The organism is Streptomyces toxytricini, from assembly GCF_014649915.1.
GTDB lineage: Bacteria > Actinomycetota > Actinomycetes > Streptomycetales > Streptomycetaceae > Streptomyces > Streptomyces toxytricini.
This window is the reverse complement of sequence record NZ_BMTY01000005.1, coordinates 87,291-104,551: the sequence shown is the minus strand read 5'-3', so window position 1 is coordinate 104,551 and position 17,261 is coordinate 87,291. Positions and strand designations below refer to the sequence as shown.

Annotated in this window: 10 protein-coding genes; 7 read left to right on the top strand and 3 right to left on the bottom strand. The window is 71.8% G+C overall.

The window, feature by feature from the left end:
• The first annotated feature begins 106 nt into the window (after positions 1–106).
• The 4 genes from IE170_RS07950 (at position 107) to IE170_RS07935 (ending at position 7,936) form a co-directional block, all read left to right on the top strand.
• Positions 107–3,478: a hypothetical protein gene (locus tag IE170_RS07950; protein ID WP_189808585.1), complete on the top strand. Its 3,372-nt coding sequence runs from the start codon at positions 107–109 to the stop codon at positions 3,476–3,478.
• 214 nt (positions 3,479–3,692) lie between these two features.
• A complete protein-coding gene (locus IE170_RS07945; protein ID WP_223855656.1) occupies positions 3,693–4,217 on the top strand; it encodes a hypothetical protein in 525 nt (174 codons plus the stop codon).
• 704 nt (positions 4,218–4,921) lie between these two features.
• Entirely contained in the window at positions 4,922–6,016 is a 1,095-nt protein-coding gene (locus tag IE170_RS07940; protein WP_189808584.1) for an acyltransferase family protein, read from the top strand.
• 765 nt (positions 6,017–6,781) lie between these two features.
• Positions 6,782–7,936 carry a trypsin-like serine protease gene (locus IE170_RS07935; RefSeq protein WP_189808583.1) on the top strand — a complete coding sequence of 385 codons (1,155 nt, stop codon included), beginning with the start codon at positions 6,782–6,784 and terminating at the stop codon, positions 7,934–7,936.
• A gap of 541 nt (positions 7,937–8,477) precedes the next feature.
• Here IE170_RS07935 and IE170_RS07930 read toward each other — a convergent pair.
• Positions 8,478–10,148 carry a PKD domain-containing protein gene (locus IE170_RS07930; protein ID WP_189808582.1) on the bottom strand — a complete coding sequence of 557 codons (1,671 nt, stop codon included), beginning with the start codon at positions 10,146–10,148 and terminating at the stop codon, positions 8,478–8,480.
• Between the two features lie 270 nt (positions 10,149–10,418).
• Between IE170_RS07930 and IE170_RS07925 the strand changes: the two genes are divergently transcribed.
• Both IE170_RS07925 and IE170_RS07920 read left to right on the top strand, forming a co-directional pair.
• Positions 10,419–10,568, top strand: a complete 150-nt coding sequence (locus IE170_RS07925) for a hypothetical protein (RefSeq protein WP_189808581.1) — start codon at positions 10,419–10,421, stop codon at positions 10,566–10,568.
• A 69-nt stretch (positions 10,569–10,637) separates the two neighbouring features.
• Positions 10,638–10,832 carry a hypothetical protein gene (locus IE170_RS07920; RefSeq protein WP_189808580.1) on the top strand — a complete coding sequence of 65 codons (195 nt, stop codon included), beginning with the start codon at positions 10,638–10,640 and terminating at the stop codon, positions 10,830–10,832.
• Positions 10,833–10,928: 96 nt separating this feature from the next.
• On the opposite strand, the gene IE170_RS33150 is transcribed toward IE170_RS07920, so the two are convergent.
• A complete protein-coding gene (locus IE170_RS33150) occupies positions 10,929–14,009 on the bottom strand; it encodes an AfsR/SARP family transcriptional regulator (RefSeq protein WP_189808764.1) in 3,081 nt (1,026 codons plus the stop codon).
• Positions 14,010–14,461: 452 nt separating this feature from the next.
• The gene (locus IE170_RS07910; RefSeq protein ID WP_223855655.1) at positions 14,462–16,183 is read right to left on the bottom strand and encodes a PP2C family protein-serine/threonine phosphatase; all 1,722 of its coding nucleotides are present in this window, start codon (positions 16,181–16,183) and stop codon (positions 14,462–14,464) included.
• 368 nt (positions 16,184–16,551) lie between these two features.
• Here IE170_RS07910 and IE170_RS07905 point away from each other — a divergent pair, with 368 nt between their 5' ends.
• Entirely contained in the window at positions 16,552–17,172 is a 621-nt protein-coding gene (locus tag IE170_RS07905) for a hypothetical protein (RefSeq protein ID WP_189808578.1), read from the top strand.
• The last annotated feature ends 89 nt before the right edge of the window (positions 17,173–17,261 follow it).

Sequence of the window (17,261 nt, the reverse complement as noted above, 5' to 3'; positions counted from 1 at the left end):
GCGCGAACATGGGGCACCTGAGCGCGGCCAAGGCAATTCCCCGTCTGGCGACGCGCCGCCGTGCGCATGTCCCTCGACCCCAGACGCTGATCCCGAAGGACTTTTTTTGGACACCATTTACTGGAGCAGGCGGCGTGTCCTCACAGCTGCCGCTGCCACCACGGCTGTCGTCACGACCTCCAGCCTCGTGCTCAACCCCACAGCGGCATGGGCCGATACACCGCGGCCGACTCCGGATGGCGACGGCGGTGACCCTTTCAGGCTGCCCGACACCCCCCGGGCCAAGGCCGTCAAGGCCTGGCTGCTGGGTGGCAAGGGGGTCCGCGCCGCCGCGGAGGCGGCACTGGCGGGGACGGACGCCGATGTCCAGACCTTCCTGACCGTCACCCTTCCCGCGGAGACCGCGGTGGACAACCGCGTCGCCGTCGTCAGCTCCCTCGCGCGGGGCGGCAAGGGCACCCGGCGCGACGCCATCGCGGCGCTCCAAGCGGGCGACGCCGCCATAGCCGCCTACCTTGCGGGCGGATACAAGTCGGCCATCACCGAAGACCTCCGCGTGGCCACCGGCATCGTGATGGCCAACGGCGGCAAGGGCGTGAACCGCGCAGGGAACGACGCCGTGAACGCCGGCACCCAGGCCGCGCTGGAGGAGTTCCTCAACGAGGGCCAGTACACCGCCCGCGAACAGGACATGCGCGTCGAGGTCGGCCGGCTCTCCTTCCTTGGCGGTCCGGAGGTGCAGAAGTACGCCTCCCGTGCCATGTCCGGCACCGCCGCCGACATCGAATGGTTCCTTGAGACCGGCCAGCACATCGCACGCGCCCGCGACCAGGAGGCCTCCAAGATCGAGGAACTCGTCGCAGTCGTCGAACGCGAAGGCAAGAAGGCCGACGCGATGACGAAGCAGGCCGAGGAAGCCTCGGCCCGCGCCATCAAGGCCGCGGACCAGGCCAAGCAGGCGGCGGAGAAGGCCGCGTACGAAGCCCAGCAGGCTCAGGCCGATGTGGTTAGGTCCGGCAGGGCGGCCCGCAGTGCCGCCGACGCCGCGAAGGACGCGGCCGACTCGGCGCGCGTCGCGACCAGTGCCTCCCACGCCGCCGTTCAGGCATCCCGGCGCGCCGCTTACGCCGCCGCCGCGGCGAGCCAGGCGGCGGCCACTGCCGGCTCCGCCGCCGCCCGTGCGTACGGCGCCGCCATAGCCGCGTCCAAGGACGCGTCCCAGGCAGCCGCAGCCAAGGACGCCGCCATGGGCGCCCGCAACGCCGCGGCCCGGGCCCGCAGTGCGGCGTCAGCGGCCGACTACGCCGCCAACGCCGCATCCCAGGCTGCAGGCGCTGGAGCCGCCGCCGCGTCGGCCGCTCGCAACGCTGCCGCCGCCGCGCGGTCGTCGGCGGCGGCAGCCGAAGCCGCAGGTGTCGCCCAGTCCGAGGCCGCGACGGCCAAGCGTGAAGCCCAGATCGCCAGCACGAACGCCCAGATCGCCACCAACGCCGCCGGCATGGCCCAGACCCTCGCGAACAAGGCGGCGACAGCCGCCCGCACCGCCCGCGACGCGGCGAACAGCGCGGCCGACCACGCCGAGAAAGCCGCGACTGCAGCGGAATGGGCGGTCCAGTACGCCGGCCAGGCAGTGGAGTACGCGAAGAAGTCGACTGAGTTCGCCAACGAGGCCAGCCAGGCGGCGAAGGTCGCCACCGACGCCGTCGCCGAAGCGGTCAAGGTGGAGCGGGCCGCGCGGGAGGCCGAGTGGCAGCGCCTAGAGCAGGAAACGCAACAGGCCATCGAGGAGACCCGCCTGCTCAAGCGTATCGAGGACCTGGAACGCGCGGAACTCGCCGAGAAGCGCACCCAGGCCGAGCAGGCCGAGCAGGCACAGAAGGACCTCATCGCCCAAGCCGAGTCAGCGCTCAAGGCCGGAGAGCTGGACCGGGCTGCCACCCTCGGGCGCAAAGCCGCCGTCGCCATGCTGCGTTCCAAGGGTACGTGGTCCCTCGAGGCGGCGAGGTTCGCCCTGGCCGGCACCGACTCCGACGTCCACGTCTGGATCGACACCGCCCGGCGCCTTGCCCAGCGGCAGGATGACAGGGAGACCAGCCTCTACCTCGCCCGGACCTGTGCCCCGGACATCGCCGAAGCCGCGACCAGAGCGCTGGCAAGCACCGACGGGGAAGCCGCCACGAAGTTCCTCGCAGGTGGTGCCATCGAGGCCGCCGCGACGGAGAACCGCGTCATGGTCGGCCGCATCCTGGCCGGCAACCCCGGCAAGGCGGTGACGAAGGCGGCGCAGGAGGCACTGAACGCCGGAACCGCCCAGGCCCTGCACGACTTCGTCAACATCAAGCACGAGGTGGCGCAGCAGGAGGACGACTCGGTCGCCACCGCAACCCTCATCGGCACGGGGGGCCCGTACACCCAGGCCCATGCCAAGGCCGCGTTGGAAGGCCCGGCGTGGATGCGCCGCAACTTCATCGCCTCGGTCCAGTACAAGACCGCTCTCCTCGACTACGACTCCGCGACCCACATCGCTGCCATGCAGGGAGCGATCGCCGCCGCCACGAAGATCGCGTACGCGGCCCAGGAGAGCGCCCACCGCGCCCAGGAGGCGGCAGCCAAGGCCCGTGACGCCGCTGCCGAGGCTGTCCAGTGGGCGGACAAGGCGAAGCAGTCGGCAGTACAGGCCGCCACCTACGCACAGCAGGCGAACACGCACGCGAACAACGCCGAGCAGTCGGCGGCGTCTGCGCAGGCTTCGGCCGACCGGGCGAAGAAGGCGGCGGCCACTGCGCGTACCGCCGCGCGCGCGGCGAACTACTCCGCCAACCGCGCCTTGGACGCCGCCCGCAGCGCGGTCGCCTCCGCCAACGCCGCTCAGGCGTCGGCTGCTTCTGCCCACGCCTCCGCCGTCCAGGCCGGTAAGGACGCGAAGACGGCGGCGTCGGCAGCGAGCGAAGCGCACCAGATCGCCACGGACAAGCGGACGGCCGAGATCGCAAAGGCCGCCAGGAAGGCGGCCGAGGAGGCGCGCGCGGACAAGGAAGCCGGGAGGAACCCGGCGGACACCCCCGACAACGACTCCGTCAAGAACGACCTTCCCTGGTGGAAGGACGTGAAGTGGTGGGCAAATGCCGCGAACTGGGCGAGCATCGGCACCGGATTCCTCGCCGCCGGCTTCGGTGTCGCCGGCATCTTCTTCCCGCCGTTGGAGTTGGTCGCCGGTGGCCTGGCATGGACCTCCCTCGGTCTGTCCGCCGTCAGCACTGTGCTCACCGGCATCGGCTACGGATGGACGAGCGGCGAGTTCAAGACGTCCCTCGGGGGTACCGCTCTGGGACTCCTCACCTTCGGCCAGTCCAAGTGGATCGGCGCGCTCAGCAAGGTCGACGGCAAGGTGGTGGCCCCCGTGGCCACCAAGATCACACAGTTCGGACACGACCTGATCTCTCCGGTCACCGGCCTGTTGGGCACACTCGGCTTCTGAGGCAGCCGAGGCAGGTGCGCGGTCCTGGGCCGGCGGAGTTTGGCGCTGCCGGCCGTACCGCATCCCGCTCGGCTCGGGCATCGCGGTCCGCAGTTCGAGCACCCCCGGTTGGTGAGGGACACCGGTTCCACCCGCCACGATGTGCGTCCCCTCGCTTTCGCGCCATTCTCAGCGTGGCCGCCACGAAGCGGATTTCATGTGATCGAATGGACGCATGGCGGATGCACGTACAGCCCTGGGGCCGCTGGAACGGGTTGAAGACCTCTGGGTGGTGGGAGACTCACGCCGCGTCGGCGGATCGTGGCTCGAGTTCCGGACGGAGGGGCTGTACCGGCAAGCGCCCGAGGGCGGCGAGCTGATCCCCTGGTTCAGAATCATGCTGGGCGTCGGCGTCTACCTCGGACGCGGCTACCCGCGTTCAGGCCAGTACACGATGGCGGGCATGCTCGGCAACATGCCCGGCCCCTTCAGAGGGCATGGTGGCGGCCACCTCGACATGACGCTCCGCCACCCCTACGAGGACCGCAAGCTGACCTTCCACCGGCACGCACGTGCCTACCGGATCATTGACACGTTCCTCTTGGAACAACTCCTGTCGCAGCTCGTGACCGCAAACGAGGCACACCGCCTCGGTGACCCGGACTGGCTGAGCCGCGTGGTCGCCCGTCTGACACCGCTGAGCCCCTGGCTGACGCGCAGCCGGCTCACCCGAGCGGTGGAGGAGGCTTGGCAGGGCTGATACACGTGGTAGCCGGGCCGTGCGCACCAAGGGTGCCTGCGAATAGGGGTTGTCCTGGAGGTAGGAGGGAGGTATCCCGCCGGATCCTGCGGTGGCGGGACCGCGGTGTTCAGCGCGTAGGCCTCGCCGCCCAGCGGGCCGGCGGGCGCCCGCCTTACCACCAACTGGCGGGATCGCGAGTGTCCTTCGTCGACGACGAATCTGGTCATCTTACCGGTCGGCGCCGAAGGGGCGATCAGCGTCTCTGACGGAGCCTGGTCTGACAGGGACGTCGTGGCTACGTCGTCGGTCACTACACGAAGGACGGGAAGGCGGCCTTCCCACCGCACGGTCCCTACCGCTGCTTCCCCCCGTCTGCCCTCTCCTGCTCCAACGGAGTGGGGCGCCATTCAGCCCCGTCCGGCCGGGGAGGCAAGGTAGGCTGCTTCTGCCCGCGCCGTTGCCGAGCGCGGAACAAGCGGGGGTACGGGTTACTCCTCACAGCCGCCTCCACACCGCCCACCGCACGGATCTCCACGAGATCCGCGGTGCCCGGGTGTACGGGCATCGATAGGATCGGCACTTACTTCGCAGTAACAACGGTGTCGCTGACACCGCCGACTCCCCGAGGTTTCATGTCCGACCGGCCTGTCCTTGCCGGGGATCGCGGCCCGGCGCTCGCCGAGGCAGCACCCCTCCCTGCCCAGCTCTCCAGGAAGCCTTGGTTGGGCGGTGGGAGAGCCTGGCGGTCGACCCGTGAGCGCGGGTCTGACCGTGCGCCGCGAATACTCGTCCTGGACGGGCTCCGGCTGCTTGCCGCCCTGTCGGTGGTCCTGTTCCACTACCTGGCAGGCTCCGGGACCATCCCATGGCAGAGGACAGCGGTCGAGCTCTTCCCCACCCTGCACCAGGTCGCGGAGTTCGGCTGGCTCGGCGTCGTCTTCTTCTTCATGATCAGCGGCTTCGTGATCTGCATGTCCGGCTGGGGCAAGTCGCTCCAGCAGTTCTGGCAGGGCCGGATCCTGCGCCTCTTCCCGCTCTACTGGGTCGCCGTCGTCCTCTCGTCGGCCGCTGCCCGCCTCGGGCCCCAGACTCCGGGAGAGCCGCGGGTCACCGTCGGCCAGATGTTCACGAACCTCACGATGCTCCACGAGCCGCTGGGCGTGGCGAGCATCGACAACGTCTACTGGACGCTCTGGATCGAGCTGCGCTTCTACCTCGTCTTCTCACTCGTGGTGTTGCTGGGCACCACCCACCGCCGCATCGCGAACTTCTGCTGGCTCTGGGCCCTCGGCTCGGTCCTGGCCCCCGCATCCGGCATCGCGCTGCTGGACCAGCTCCTCGTCCCCCGCTGGGCGCCCTTCTTCATCGCCGGCATCGCCTTCTATCTGATACGCCGCGCGGGCCGCGTCGAAGGCGAGACGTTGGGCATCCTCGCCCTTTCATGGCTGCTGATGCAGCACCACCTCCGGGCGATCATGGAAGGGGAGGGGCACGGCATCAACTGGAAGGTCTGCCTGACCGCGATCACCGCCATGTACCTCCTCATGGGCCTCGTCGCACTCGGCAAGCTCGACTGGGTCCAGTGGCGCTGGCTTCCCGTCGCGGGAGCCATCTCGTACCCCCTGTACCTCGTGCACCAGTCCCTCGGCGTCCGGGTCATCTGGCGGTGGAACGAGCAGTGGGGCGCATGGCCCACCCTGCTCGGCGTCATCGGCGGCGTCGTACTGGCCGCCTGGCTCCTGCACCGCTTGGTGGAGCGCCCGCTGACCCGACTCCTGCGCCGAATGATGAAGCCGACCACGCCTGCATCCGCATAACCGGGAGAAGGACCTCCAACGGGGCAGCCCACAGCGCCCCCGAAGCGCAGCCCGGCATCCCGGCCCCACCTGCCCACGGGGGCATGCCCCCGTGGGCTTTTTCGCGCCCGCCGACTGGTCGGCCCGACACGCCGGTGCCAAGCCCAAAGCAGTCGGATCCGAAACGTTTCCGCCACACAAGCACTTTCCAGCCGGAGAGACAACGACCTTGTCGGTTTCGCGCAATGCGCGGAGCCAACCGGAGAAAGGGGTCATGGCCGGAGGGTGGTCGATTGTCGGTCATGAATTTTCGCAAAACAGCTGCAACCATGCCCAACTGTGCTGTAACTCACGCATGGTGAGCTGGATTTCTGCAGCAACACCCCATTTGCCCTCTTGGGTACCGCAAGGCTTCCTGATTTGATGCGGATGATCGTTTAGGTCGACCGCGGGGGTTCGGCGTTTCGTCGGATGTGGATTCCTTTCTCTCAATTTTTGGATCCGCAGCATGAATGAGGGGGTTTTCGCTACTGCCCAGAACGGGCTCCGGTTCGCTTGACGCATGTGTTTGCGCAGTTCTTGAATCGGCTAAGAGGGCGAAAATCAAGGCGGGCGGCACGCACCTTCGGCAGCTCGTCCGCCCGGCCGTCGACCAGGGGCTGCGATACCTGCCGAGCCGAGCTCGACATGGCAGTCGGCAACGTCCGCACCGATCCGTTCGACGCCCCCCTCGACCCGATACCCGGAAGACCGCCGGCTACCAGCACCCGTTTCGAAGGAAGAAGCATGCTCGCGCTCCGTCCGCGCTCGGCGCGGATCACCGGCCTCCTGGCCGCGACCGCCGTGTCGTCGCTCGCCCTGGTCACCACCACTCCTGCCATGGCCGTCACCGGCCCCGAGACACCCGCTGACGCGCATCCCTACGCCGTGCAGCTCCACCTCGGCGATGACGCCAGTGCCCGCGCCTGCACGGGCACCCTGGTCGACCGCTTCTGGATCATGACCGCTGCCAGCTGCTTCGCCACGACGCCCGGCAGCCCCGTCTCCTCCGGCAAGCCGGTCCTCAAGGCCAGCGCCGCTCTCGGCAACGGCAAGGCTGTCGACCTCATCGAGATCGTCGTACGCGCCGAGCGCGACGCTGCCCTCCTGCGCCTGGCCAAACCCGTCGTCGACCTCAAGACCGCCAAGGTCGCCGCCTCCGCCCCGGCTCCCGGCCCCGACCTGACGGCTGTGGGGTTCGGCCGCACCAAGACCCAGTGGGTACCGGGAAAGCCCCACACCGGAACCTTCACGGTCAAGTCGACCGATGCCACCACCCTGGCCCTTGCCGGCAAGGGCACCGACGCCCTCTGCAAGGGCGATACAGGCGGCCCGCTGGTGAATGCAGCCGGCGAGCTGGTAGGGGTGAACAGCCGCTCCGGGCAGGGCGGCTGCCTCGGCACTCCCGCCACCGAAACCCGTACCGAAGCCGTCTCTACCCGCGTGGACGGCCTCGGTGAATGGGTACAGCAGGTCCGCCTCACGACCGCCTCCGTCCAGAACGCCAACAGTCAGCGCTGCCTGTTCGTCGGCTGGCGCACCCCCGAGAACAACGCCCCGGCACTGCAAGCCGACTGCGACCCGCAGTTCGCCGACCAGCTGTGGAAGTTCGAACCGGTCGCCGGTGGCGGCTACCAGGTCCGCAACGCCTACAACAACCGCTGTCTTCTGGTGTCGTGGCGCACCCCTGAGGAGGGCGCTCCGGTCACCCAGTACGACTGCCACCCGAACTACAGCGACCAGGTCTGGAAGCTGGAGCCGGTTGACGGCGGCGGCTACCAGATCCGCAATGCCCTGAGCAACCGGTGCATGTACGTGTCATGGCGTACCCCCGAGGTCGGTGCGCCTGTGGTTCAGGTGGACTGTGACCCGCGGTACGCCGACCAGGTCTGGAAGGTCTGACGTTCCTGCGGAGGCCGCTCTGCTCGACCGGGGTGACCTCCGCTCCCACCCTCGGCCTACCCCTCCCGGGCGGTGCGGTCCGGGTGAGCCGTGTCGTTCCGTTGGGTGGTGGTGGTGTGCTGCCGGAGGTGAGTGGGAAGTGCCCGGGCCACCTCGGCCGGAGGTGTGTCCGGGGTCCAGACGTGGGTGCCGAAGCGCGGGCCGACAGCATCGCGAGGCAGCGGTCGAGCTGGCGCCCCTCCCGGCTCAGCTCCGCCACTCGTCCGCCTCCTCCCCACCGCGGGGCCACCAAGAAGGTAAGGGAGGCGATTCCGTGTGAGAAAACCACCGACGTGCAGTTCTCGCTGACGGGCACACCCAACAACACGCCTGCCCGCTGAAGCACGCCGTGAGCGCTGCAGTCCCGGCCAACAGCGCGCAGCTCTGCCGACATGTCCCGCCCGACCGCCCCTGCACGGTGCCTCACGTTCCGCCATCGCGCGAGAACGACTGAGGGTCCCGCCAGTGATCGGTCGGGACCCCCAGGCCATGCGTCGGCGGATCAGTAGGCCTCGTAGGCCCCGAAAGTGTCGACGATCAGGTCGACGTCCTTCCAGCCCTGGTTCCAGAAGTTCAGGATGCCGTGCTCACCGCCGCTTGCCTGCACGAGGTTGGCAACGGTCTTGCCGGCCGTCCAGTTCAGCGTGGAGGCGTCCGGACTAGGCGGTACCGGGGCGCCCGGCTGGTCGTTGTGCAACCACGGGAACGGGCTGGGAGCGACGGAGAGGAAGCCGGCCTCCGCCGCATTGGTCACGGTCGTGTTCAGTACGTATGCCTCACCGCCCCTGGCCTCGGGGTCTCCCCACATGGAAACGTACCCTTGGGCCGGCAGGCGCCCGCCGTACCACCAGCTGGCGGGATCGCGGGTGTCGAACCACCGGCGGGGTTCGTACGGACGGTAGGCCGCCTTGCCGTCCTTCGCGTAGTGACCGACGACGTCGACCACGACATCCGTTTCAGCCCAGGCTCCGTTGAAGACGCTGATCGTCCCGTCGGGGCCGACGGGCACGATGACTGCGTTGGCCACCGTCTCCCCGGCGGCGAAGTTCAGGCTGGAGGTCGTCGGAGGCTGGCCGCCTCCCGGGTAGACCGACAGGTGTCCGGCCTGCCTGGGGCCGGTCACCGTCACGTTGAGCGCCACCGCCGTGACATCCGCAGGCACCCCCTTCAACCCGCCGATCCGCGTGGAGAACGCGCTCCGCGAGGCGAGCCCGCCCTTGGTGGTGCCGACACCCGTGCGGGTGTCGACGAATCGGGTCGGGGCCATGGGCGTGTAACCGCTGGACGAGGAGCGGGTGAAGTAGCCCGTGACGTCGGCGAGGAGGTCGACCGCGCCCCAACCACCGTTGAACAGCTCCACGTAGCCGTCGGTGCCGACCGGCACGATGACCAGATTCGGGACGGACTGACCGGCCGCGTAGTTGAGGTTCGACGTGTTGGGCCGCGTGGAGCCCTTGCCCGGGAACACCGTGACGTGCCCGTCGGTGGTGGTGTTGGTAACCGTGACGTTGAGGACGACCGCGCGGACATCGGCGGGGATCCTGGCGTTTCCGGCGATCTTCACCCGGGTCGTGCCGCGGGCGGCGACCTTCCCCGCCTGCACACCGGTGCCGTCACGCGTGTCCAGCAGCCGGGTCGGAGCGTGCGGGGTGAAGTCTGAGCCCGGGGTCAGGTACGCGAACCCGTTCTCGGCGACGACGCCGTTGACGGCGTCCGTCACCTTCACCGACACCTGGTACTGGCCGACCTCGGCGTAGCTGTGCGCGAAGTCCGGTTCGGCGGAACCCTTGACGGTCTGCTTCTCCGTCTTGCCGTCACCCCAGTCGACGACGACCTCCAGCGCGTCGTCCACGCTGGTGATCTTGGTGCGGAGGTGGAGCCCGAGCGCTGTGTAGCCGGCCCCGTCCAACTGGACGGCCAGGTCCGGGTTGCCCTTTCCGACACCCGCCACCTGCGGCGCGACGGCCTTGCCCTCAGCCGCACCTCGCACCGTGCGGACGGTCCGCTCGGCAGGACTGTGCCACGTCTGCGCGGCGGCCCGTTCGCCCTTGCCTGCACCGGCCCCGGCAGCAGACTTGGTCAGGCCCTGTCCGACGGCCGTGCCCGGCCTCTCGGCGGCCGAGGCCATACCCGGGACGAGCCCGAGCCCCGCCGCCACGAGGGCAGCGGTCATTACGAGTCGGTGATTGCGCACCGGCCCCCCATTTTGTTCGTACTTAAAGACAAACTGATCAGTCATCACCAGACTACCCGGGCGAAGGCAACTCGCGACGCACCTCGCAGGCGACGTGGGCCGGGGCGATCTGCAGTTCGAGGCCGCTCATGACCTCGGCGCCGGCTCCCTGCTGGAGGGTGAGGCATGCCCTTGGGCAGCAGCTCTCGACGGCGGCGAAGGTGCGGTGGCCGGGGAAGCGCGCGGTCCTGGGCGTCGACGGTGCGGTAGTTGTCGCGGACCCGGCTGCCGAAGTACCAGATCAGCGGTGCGCACGAGTCCTCGCAGAGGTCGAAGCCGACCGTCGAGCAGGCGCGGACCGATGGGCGCCCGTTCGACGCCGGGATCGGCGTCCGGGAGCGGGCCGTCGATCGGATGTAGATCGGCGGCGGGCCGCCGGGTGGCAGAGTGCGCAGCGTTCTCCCCGCACCCGGGACGGAAGGCCCCTTCATGAACCACCGACGCACGTCCACCCGCCGCCCGAAGAGCGTGTCGGCCCTGGCCGCCCTCTGCCTGACGGCCGTCGCGGCCGCCGGGGCGGTGCTGTGGGCGGACCGGCCCGCGCCGCGTCCGTCCACGGTGGCCGAGGGCATCGAGCCCGCGTGGAACAACACCGGCAACGAGGTGCACCCGCGGATCCACTGACCGCGCCCATGCCCCGGACGGGCGGAAGGGGAGGGCGCCGTCCGCACGGGACGGCATCCCTCGCCTCCGTTCCGGGCCTGCGGCCCGGACCCCCGGTCAGGCGGGGCCGGTCAGGGACTCCAGCAGCTCCTCCGCGTCGCGGCGTTCGGGAAGCCCCAGCCCGTCGAAGACGTGCAGGGCCTGCCGGAGGTACACCTGCGCCCCCTCCGCGTCGGAGCGATCCGCGAGGACCCTTCCGCACACCAGCAGTGCCTGCCCCTCGCCGGGTTCGTCGCCCCGCCGGCGCGCCAGCGCGACGGCCTCGCGGGCCGTGGACTCCGCCGCGGAGAGACGTCCGAGCAGGCGCAGTGCGTCGGCCAGCCGGTAGCGGGCGTGGACCTCGCGGCCGTCGTCACCGGCGCGGCGGCAGGCGTCGAGGGCCTCGGTGAGCGCCTGGACCGCTTCCTCGTACCGTCCGGCGCCGGTCAGCGCCACGCCCCGGACGTACAGGGCGTACGCCAGCGCGGAGTCGTCCTCCAGTTCGCGGACGGCGTCGACCGCCTCCTGCGCCGTGCGCAGCGCGGTGTCCGTACGGCCCAGCCGCACGTGCGCGAGGGCACAGTTGAGGCTGATGGCGATCTCGCCCGAGCGGTGTCCGAGCCGGCGGGCCAGGGCGAGCGCCTCCTCGTAGTGCGCGATGGCCGCGTCGAAGTCCCGGAGGGTCACGGCGATCAGCCCGAGGTCGTTCAGCGCCTGGCGCAGGATCGCCACGTCGTCCGCCGCGCGGGCGGCCCGCACGGCGTGTCCGGCGTGGGCGCGGGCGGCCGACAGCCGTCCGGCCCGCAGCGCGAACGAGCAGCTCAGCCACTGGGCGCGGCCGAACGAACGCCGGTCGCCGCGGCGTCCGGCCGCATCGCAGACGCGGAGCGCGGCCGGGGCCAGCTGCTCGTGGCGCAGGTCGCCGACGAACGGGCTCAGGGCGACCAGCAGGTCCGTCGCGGCGGGCAGCAGCCTGCCGAAGGGCTCGTCGTCGGCGTGGTCGGCGCAGGCCTGGACGGCCAGCACGGCGGCCTCGAAGTGCTCGGCGGCCCACCGGCGGGCGCCTTGGGCGTCGGCGAACTCCGAGCCGCGGGCGCCGAGCGAGGCCATCGAGTCGACGACGGAGTCCCCGGGGACGATCTGCGCGAAGGCGTTGCAGGCCGTGGCGAGGAGGTGGCCGAGCAGGTTCTCGACGGCGAGGTCGGCCTCGGCCCTGTCGTGGGCGCGGGCCCGGGCCCGCCCGAAGACCCGGAGCAGGTCGTGGACGCGGTACCGGCCCGGCGCGGGCGATTCCACCATGGAGGCGCTCACCAGGGCCTCCAGGAGCTCCTCGGTCTCGCGCTCGCCGGTCTGCAGGATCGCCGCGGCGGCCTGCGGCCCCACGTCGGCCGCGGTGGCGACCGCGATCAACCGGAACGCCCGCGCCTGGGCGTCGGGCAGGTGGTGGTAGCTGAGGTCGAAGGCCGCCTCGACGGCGAGGTCCCCCACCTTCAGCTCGCTCACCCTGCGCGTCTCGTCCGTGAGCCGGGCCGCCAGGGCCGCGATCGGCCAGCCGGGACGGGCGGCGAGCCTCGCGGACACGATCCGGGTGGCCAGCGGCAGCTGCCCGCACGCCCCGACCAGGGCCCGGACGTCGGCCCGTTCGGCGGCGAGCCGGTCGGTGCCGATGATGCGGCCGACCAGGGTGACGGCGTCCTCGTGCAGCAGCCGGCTCAGACCGAGCTGGACGGCGCCTTCGAGGTCGGGCAGTTGGGCGCGGCTGGTGACGAGCACGGCGCAGCCGGGCGCCCCGGGGACGAGATGCCGCACCTGGGCGGCGTCGGCGGCGTTGTCCAGGACGATCAGGACGCGCCGGCCGTCGAGGACGGTCCGCAGCAGCCGGGCCCGGGCGTCGACGGTGTCCGGAAGCAGGTGGAGCGGGCATCCCAGCCCGTCCAGGAACGCCCCGAGCACGATGGCCGGGTCCTCGGGGTCCGGGTCGAGGCCGCGGAGGTCGGCGTAGAGCTGTCCGTCGGGGTAGTGGTCGCGGACCTGGTGGGCGACGTGCAGGACCAGGGAGGTCTTGCCGATGCCGCCCATCCCGGAGACGGCGGCGAGCGGCAGGCTGTGCCGGTCCGGCACCGGAGCGGTCAGGAGGGTGCGCAGGGTCTCCACTTCGGTGCTGCGGCCGACGAAGTCGGGTACGGAGCGCAGGAGCTGGGCGGGGACGACCCGTGCGAACCCGCCGCCGGATGCGGTCCCCGACGGCGCGGCCGGGCCGGAGCCGGGGGAGGGCGACGCGGCGGCCGCCGGGGAGCCGGGGCCGGCGCCGACCGCCCGCGCACCGGCTCCCGTACGGTCGCCCGTGCCGCCACCCGCCCGCGGGCCGTCGGCGTCCGGGCGGGCACCGGAGCCGGCGCGGGTCCCGCCATCGCCCGCGGCGGTGTCCCCCGCCCCGTCCCGGCGGTCCTCGGTGTCCTCCAGGATGCGCCGGTGGACGGCCGCGAGTTCGCGGCCCGGCTCCATCCCCTGCTCTTCGACGAGTGTGCGGCGCACCCGCTGGAAGAGGCCGAGGGCCTCCGATGTGCGGCCCGTGGCGTGCAGGGCCCGCATCAGCAGGCCGTGGAGCCTTTCGCGGCCGGGGTGTTCGGCGGCCAGGGCGGTCAGCTCGGGGATGACCGCCCTGGAGCGGCCCCGTGCCAGCTCCAGGTCGTACCTCTCCTCCAGGAGCGTGGTCCGCAGTTCGTTCCACCGCTCCCGCTGGCGTTCGGCGAACGGCCCCGGCACCTTCGCCAGGGGCTCGCCGCGCCACAGCCCGAGGGCGTCCGCGACGAGCTCGCCGGCCCGGTCGGGGTGCCCGCCCTCCCGCGCGGCCGCGGCCCGGTCGGCCAGCTCCACCGCCCGGAGCGCGTCGACGGAGCAGCCCGGCGCGTCGAGCCGGTAGCCGTCGCCGACGGACACCAGGAGTCGCGGCGCGGCCGGATCCGGTTCCAGCAGCCGGCGCAGCCGCCAGGCGTACGTACGCAGGTTGGAGACCGCGCAGTCCGGCGGGTCGTCGCCCCAGACCCCGCTCACCAGATCCCACATCGGAACGGCGAGGCCCGGGCGCAGCAGCAGCTGGGCGAGGACCGCCTGCTGCTGCGGCGCGCCGGGCCGCAGTTCCCGCTCACCGCTCCTCATCCTCAAGGGGCCCAGAATCCGGAACCCCAGTACCTCGTCGTCCTCACCGTGCGCGGCTTCCGGCACGGGCATCGCCCCCTGTACACCACCGACCAGCAGGACCGTTTCCCCTGGTCGTACGTCCGTGGTCGAGCAGACGCCACCCGGCTGGTCGGACCGGGTGCGTCGCCGCGGCGGGGGAGGGGCGCGCCACGGCTCGGCCCTGCTCCTGCACGGAACGCCCTGCCGCGCTCCCGCGGGCAGGGGCCGGGCATCGCCACGGGCCCACCATGCTATAGAACGGATGATCACATTCCACCCGGCTCGGGCACACGCGGGCCCGGGCGGCGTGAACCCGCACGCTCCCCGCGCGCCGCCCGGCCCCCCACCGGCCCCGCCCTCCCGAAAAGACGGCCGGTTTCCCTTGCTGCGCCGTGACGGCGGCACGATCCGCGTCACGCGGCGCCACGGCGTCAGAGGGCTTCGACCACCACCAGGCAGGTGTCGTCCTCCAGCCGGTCCTCGGCGTACCGGGCGACCACCGCGTCGAGGGTCTGGCGGGCGTCGCCCCCGGCGCAGTCGGCGAGGTGGTCGAGCAGCGAGTTCACACCGGCCTCGATGTCCTCACCGCGCCGCTCGACCAGCCCGTCGGTGTAGAGCAGCAGCAGGTCGCCCGGTTCCAGCGGCAGGGAGGCCGTCGCGTACGCCTCGCCCGGGAGCAGCCCCAGGAGCGGCCCCCGGTGCCGGGTGTCCAGCGCGGCGGCCGTACCGTCGTGCAGCAGGAGCGGCGGCGGGTGCCCGGCGCAGGCCCACACCAGGCGGCGGTCGTCGCCGAGGTGCCCGATGACCGCGGTGGCGGTCTCCGCCGAGGTGTCCGCGCACACGAGTTCGTTGAGCCAGGTGGTCAGCTGCCCGGCGTCACTGCCCGGCGTGTGCGCCAGGCCCGCCAGGGCGTGCCGCTGCTGCGCCATGCGCGCGACCGCGTCGAGCCCGTGGCCGCAGGCGTCCCCGATGGCCAGGAGGATGCGCCCGTCGGGCAGCGCCCGGCACTTGTACCAGTCGCCGCCGACCGCGGCGTCCTCCTCGACCGGCAGGTACGCGGCCGCCACGGCGTACCCGAGCCGGGCGATCTCCGAGGAGTGCGTCGGGAGCAGCGCCTCGCGCAGCGCGGCCGCGACCCGGTGTTCTGCCGCCGCCTCCTCGCGGAACCACTCGGTCTGCCGACGGGTGGCCGCGAGCCGCTGCCTGCTGCGGATGACGGGCGTGAGGTCGCGTGCGATGAGGTGCAGGGCCCACGCCAGGCCGTCCGTCGAGATGACCGGCCGGCCGATGACGTGGAGCGTCCGGACATCGCCGTACACGGTGAACCGGATGTCGGAGCCCGGGGGCTCCTCCCCGTCGAACAGCGCGCGCAGCAGCCGCGCCCAGCGCGGCACGTCCTCCAGCAGCACCGCGTCGCACAGGTCCAGCAGGCCCATGGGCCGGCCCGGAGCGGTCCTGAAGATCGTGCCGAGCCCCTCGGACCAGGTGGTCTCGCCGGAAAGGAGGTCGAAGTGGGCCCACCCCATGGAGGCGATGTACTGGGCCTCCAGCGACATCAGCTCGGCCGGGTTGTGGGCCGGGCGCCAGGTGGCGAGCACCTGTCCGGAGCAGGACGCGGCGTCGTACAGGAGCTTGGTGCGGTGCAGGCCGTCAGGCCGCCGCTCGGTGTAGTCCACCGGGAAGTTCCGCAGCGCGCGGCCGGTGTGCAGGACCTCCTTGAGGGAGTCCAGGAGCCCGCTGCCGTCCACCCCGGGCCGCACCTCCCGGAGCCGCTTGCCGACCTGCCGGTCGGGGGAGTCGAGCCATTCGACGGACCGGATGTGGTTCCCGGCCCGGATGACGAAGTCCTCGGTCTTCCCGTCGCCGTCCGCGACGGGCGCCAGCAGCGCCGCGGAGGCCGGAATGGCGGGGAGGGCCGCGCAGACGCAGGCCCACGGGTCGTGGTCCCCGCCGCCCTCCGCGCACGAGTGGCCGTGGCGGGAGACGGCCCCGCAGGAGCAGGCGGACAGCGCTTCGGACTCCGCGATCTCGGCCGGGGTGGCGGGGCTCGGCCGCACCCCCGCCGAACGGCCGGCGGCTGCGCGCAGCAGGGCCACCTCGCGGGTGATGAGCTGCTTGAGGGCCTCGGGATCCCGGGGAACGGCCGGACTCATGGTCATCTCCCTCCGCCGCGGCGACGGCCCGGACCACCGGCACCTGCCCCCCGCACACGGGTTCACTCGTCACGGTGCGAAGGCGTACGTCGCCGTACGTGCACGCGCCGTCGGCCGCGCCGCGGCTCGAAACCGTCCGTCCGCCGTGGCGCCCTCCGGGGCTGAGTGGTTGTCATACCGGCGCGCTACAGTGTGCGCCGCGGTCGAGACGGCTGACCACCGTGCTCCTCGGGCAGGGCCCACCGCAGACCCCCGGCATTCCGCCGGGGGCGGGGGAGGGGCCGGCCGCCCGGCTGTTGCGGCACGTCCCCGTTCGAAACCGAGAAACAGCCAGGAGACCCATGAGAAAGAGAGCGCGGAGAGCGAGCATGCTTGCCGCCGCCACCGCCGTCGCGGCCACGGGCATGTTCATGGCCGCACCGAACGCGAGCGCGGGCCCGTCCGATGTGGCGAACCCGGGCTTCGAGAGCGGCAACGCGTCCTGGCACGAGAAGGTGACCCCGTTCGCCGGGCATCCCGTCAACAACTCCTCGGCGTGGCCGGCACGCACGGGCACCGGCAAGGCCGAGCTGGGCGGCCAGGGCCTGACCGGCATGAGCCGCATCTCGCAGCAGGTCACCGTACCGGCGTCCCGGGTACCGGTCCTGTCGTTCTGGGTGCGCAGCGACGTGGTCCACAGCGGGGCGAGCGGCTTCGGCTTCCGCCAGCTGGTCGTGGAGGCCACCGCGGAGGACGGAACGCCCTACGAGCTGCACGACCGCATGAACAAGGGCGGGACCAACGGCTCCTACGAGCAGGTGACGGTCACCCTCCCCGACGCCTTCTACCGGTCCGCCCCGCAGAAGGTGAACATCAGCTTCACGGTGATCGAGGACGCCGCGAACCGCATGCCGTTCCTGATCGACGACGTGGCCATGGAGTACCGCTTCAAGCGGATCGACCGCCCGGTGACCATCCCCGGCGGCATCTTCCGGCCCGTCGGCGGCTGACCCCTCCCCGCCGGCGCGGTCCGGGCCCGCCCCACGGCCGCGCCGGCCCGGCGGCGGGGAACCCGCCGGCCGGTCCCCCGCCTCGCCCC

Bases quoted from the DNA above. Each gene is read 5' to 3' on its own strand.
- IE170_RS33150 (WP_189808764.1), bottom strand. From the start codon at position 14,009: ATGAGGAGCGGTGAGCGGGAACTGCGGCCCGGCGCGCCGCAGCAGCAG.
- IE170_RS07935 (WP_189808583.1), top strand. From the start codon at position 6,782: ATGCTCGCGCTCCGTCCGCGCTCGGCGCGGATCACCGGCCTCCTGGCC.
- IE170_RS07920 (WP_189808580.1), top strand. From the start codon at position 10,638: ATGAACCACCGACGCACGTCCACCCGCCGCCCGAAGAGCGTGTCGGCC.
- IE170_RS07905 (WP_189808578.1), top strand. From the start codon at position 16,552: ATGCTTGCCGCCGCCACCGCCGTCGCGGCCACGGGCATGTTCATGGCC.
- IE170_RS07910 (WP_223855655.1), bottom strand. From the start codon at position 16,183: ATGAGTCCGGCCGTTCCCCGGGATCCCGAGGCCCTCAAGCAGCTCATC.
- IE170_RS07945 (WP_223855656.1), top strand. From the start codon at position 3,693: ATGGCGGATGCACGTACAGCCCTGGGGCCGCTGGAACGGGTTGAAGAC.
- IE170_RS07930 (WP_189808582.1), bottom strand. From the start codon at position 10,148: ATGACCGCTGCCCTCGTGGCGGCGGGGCTCGGGCTCGTCCCGGGTATG.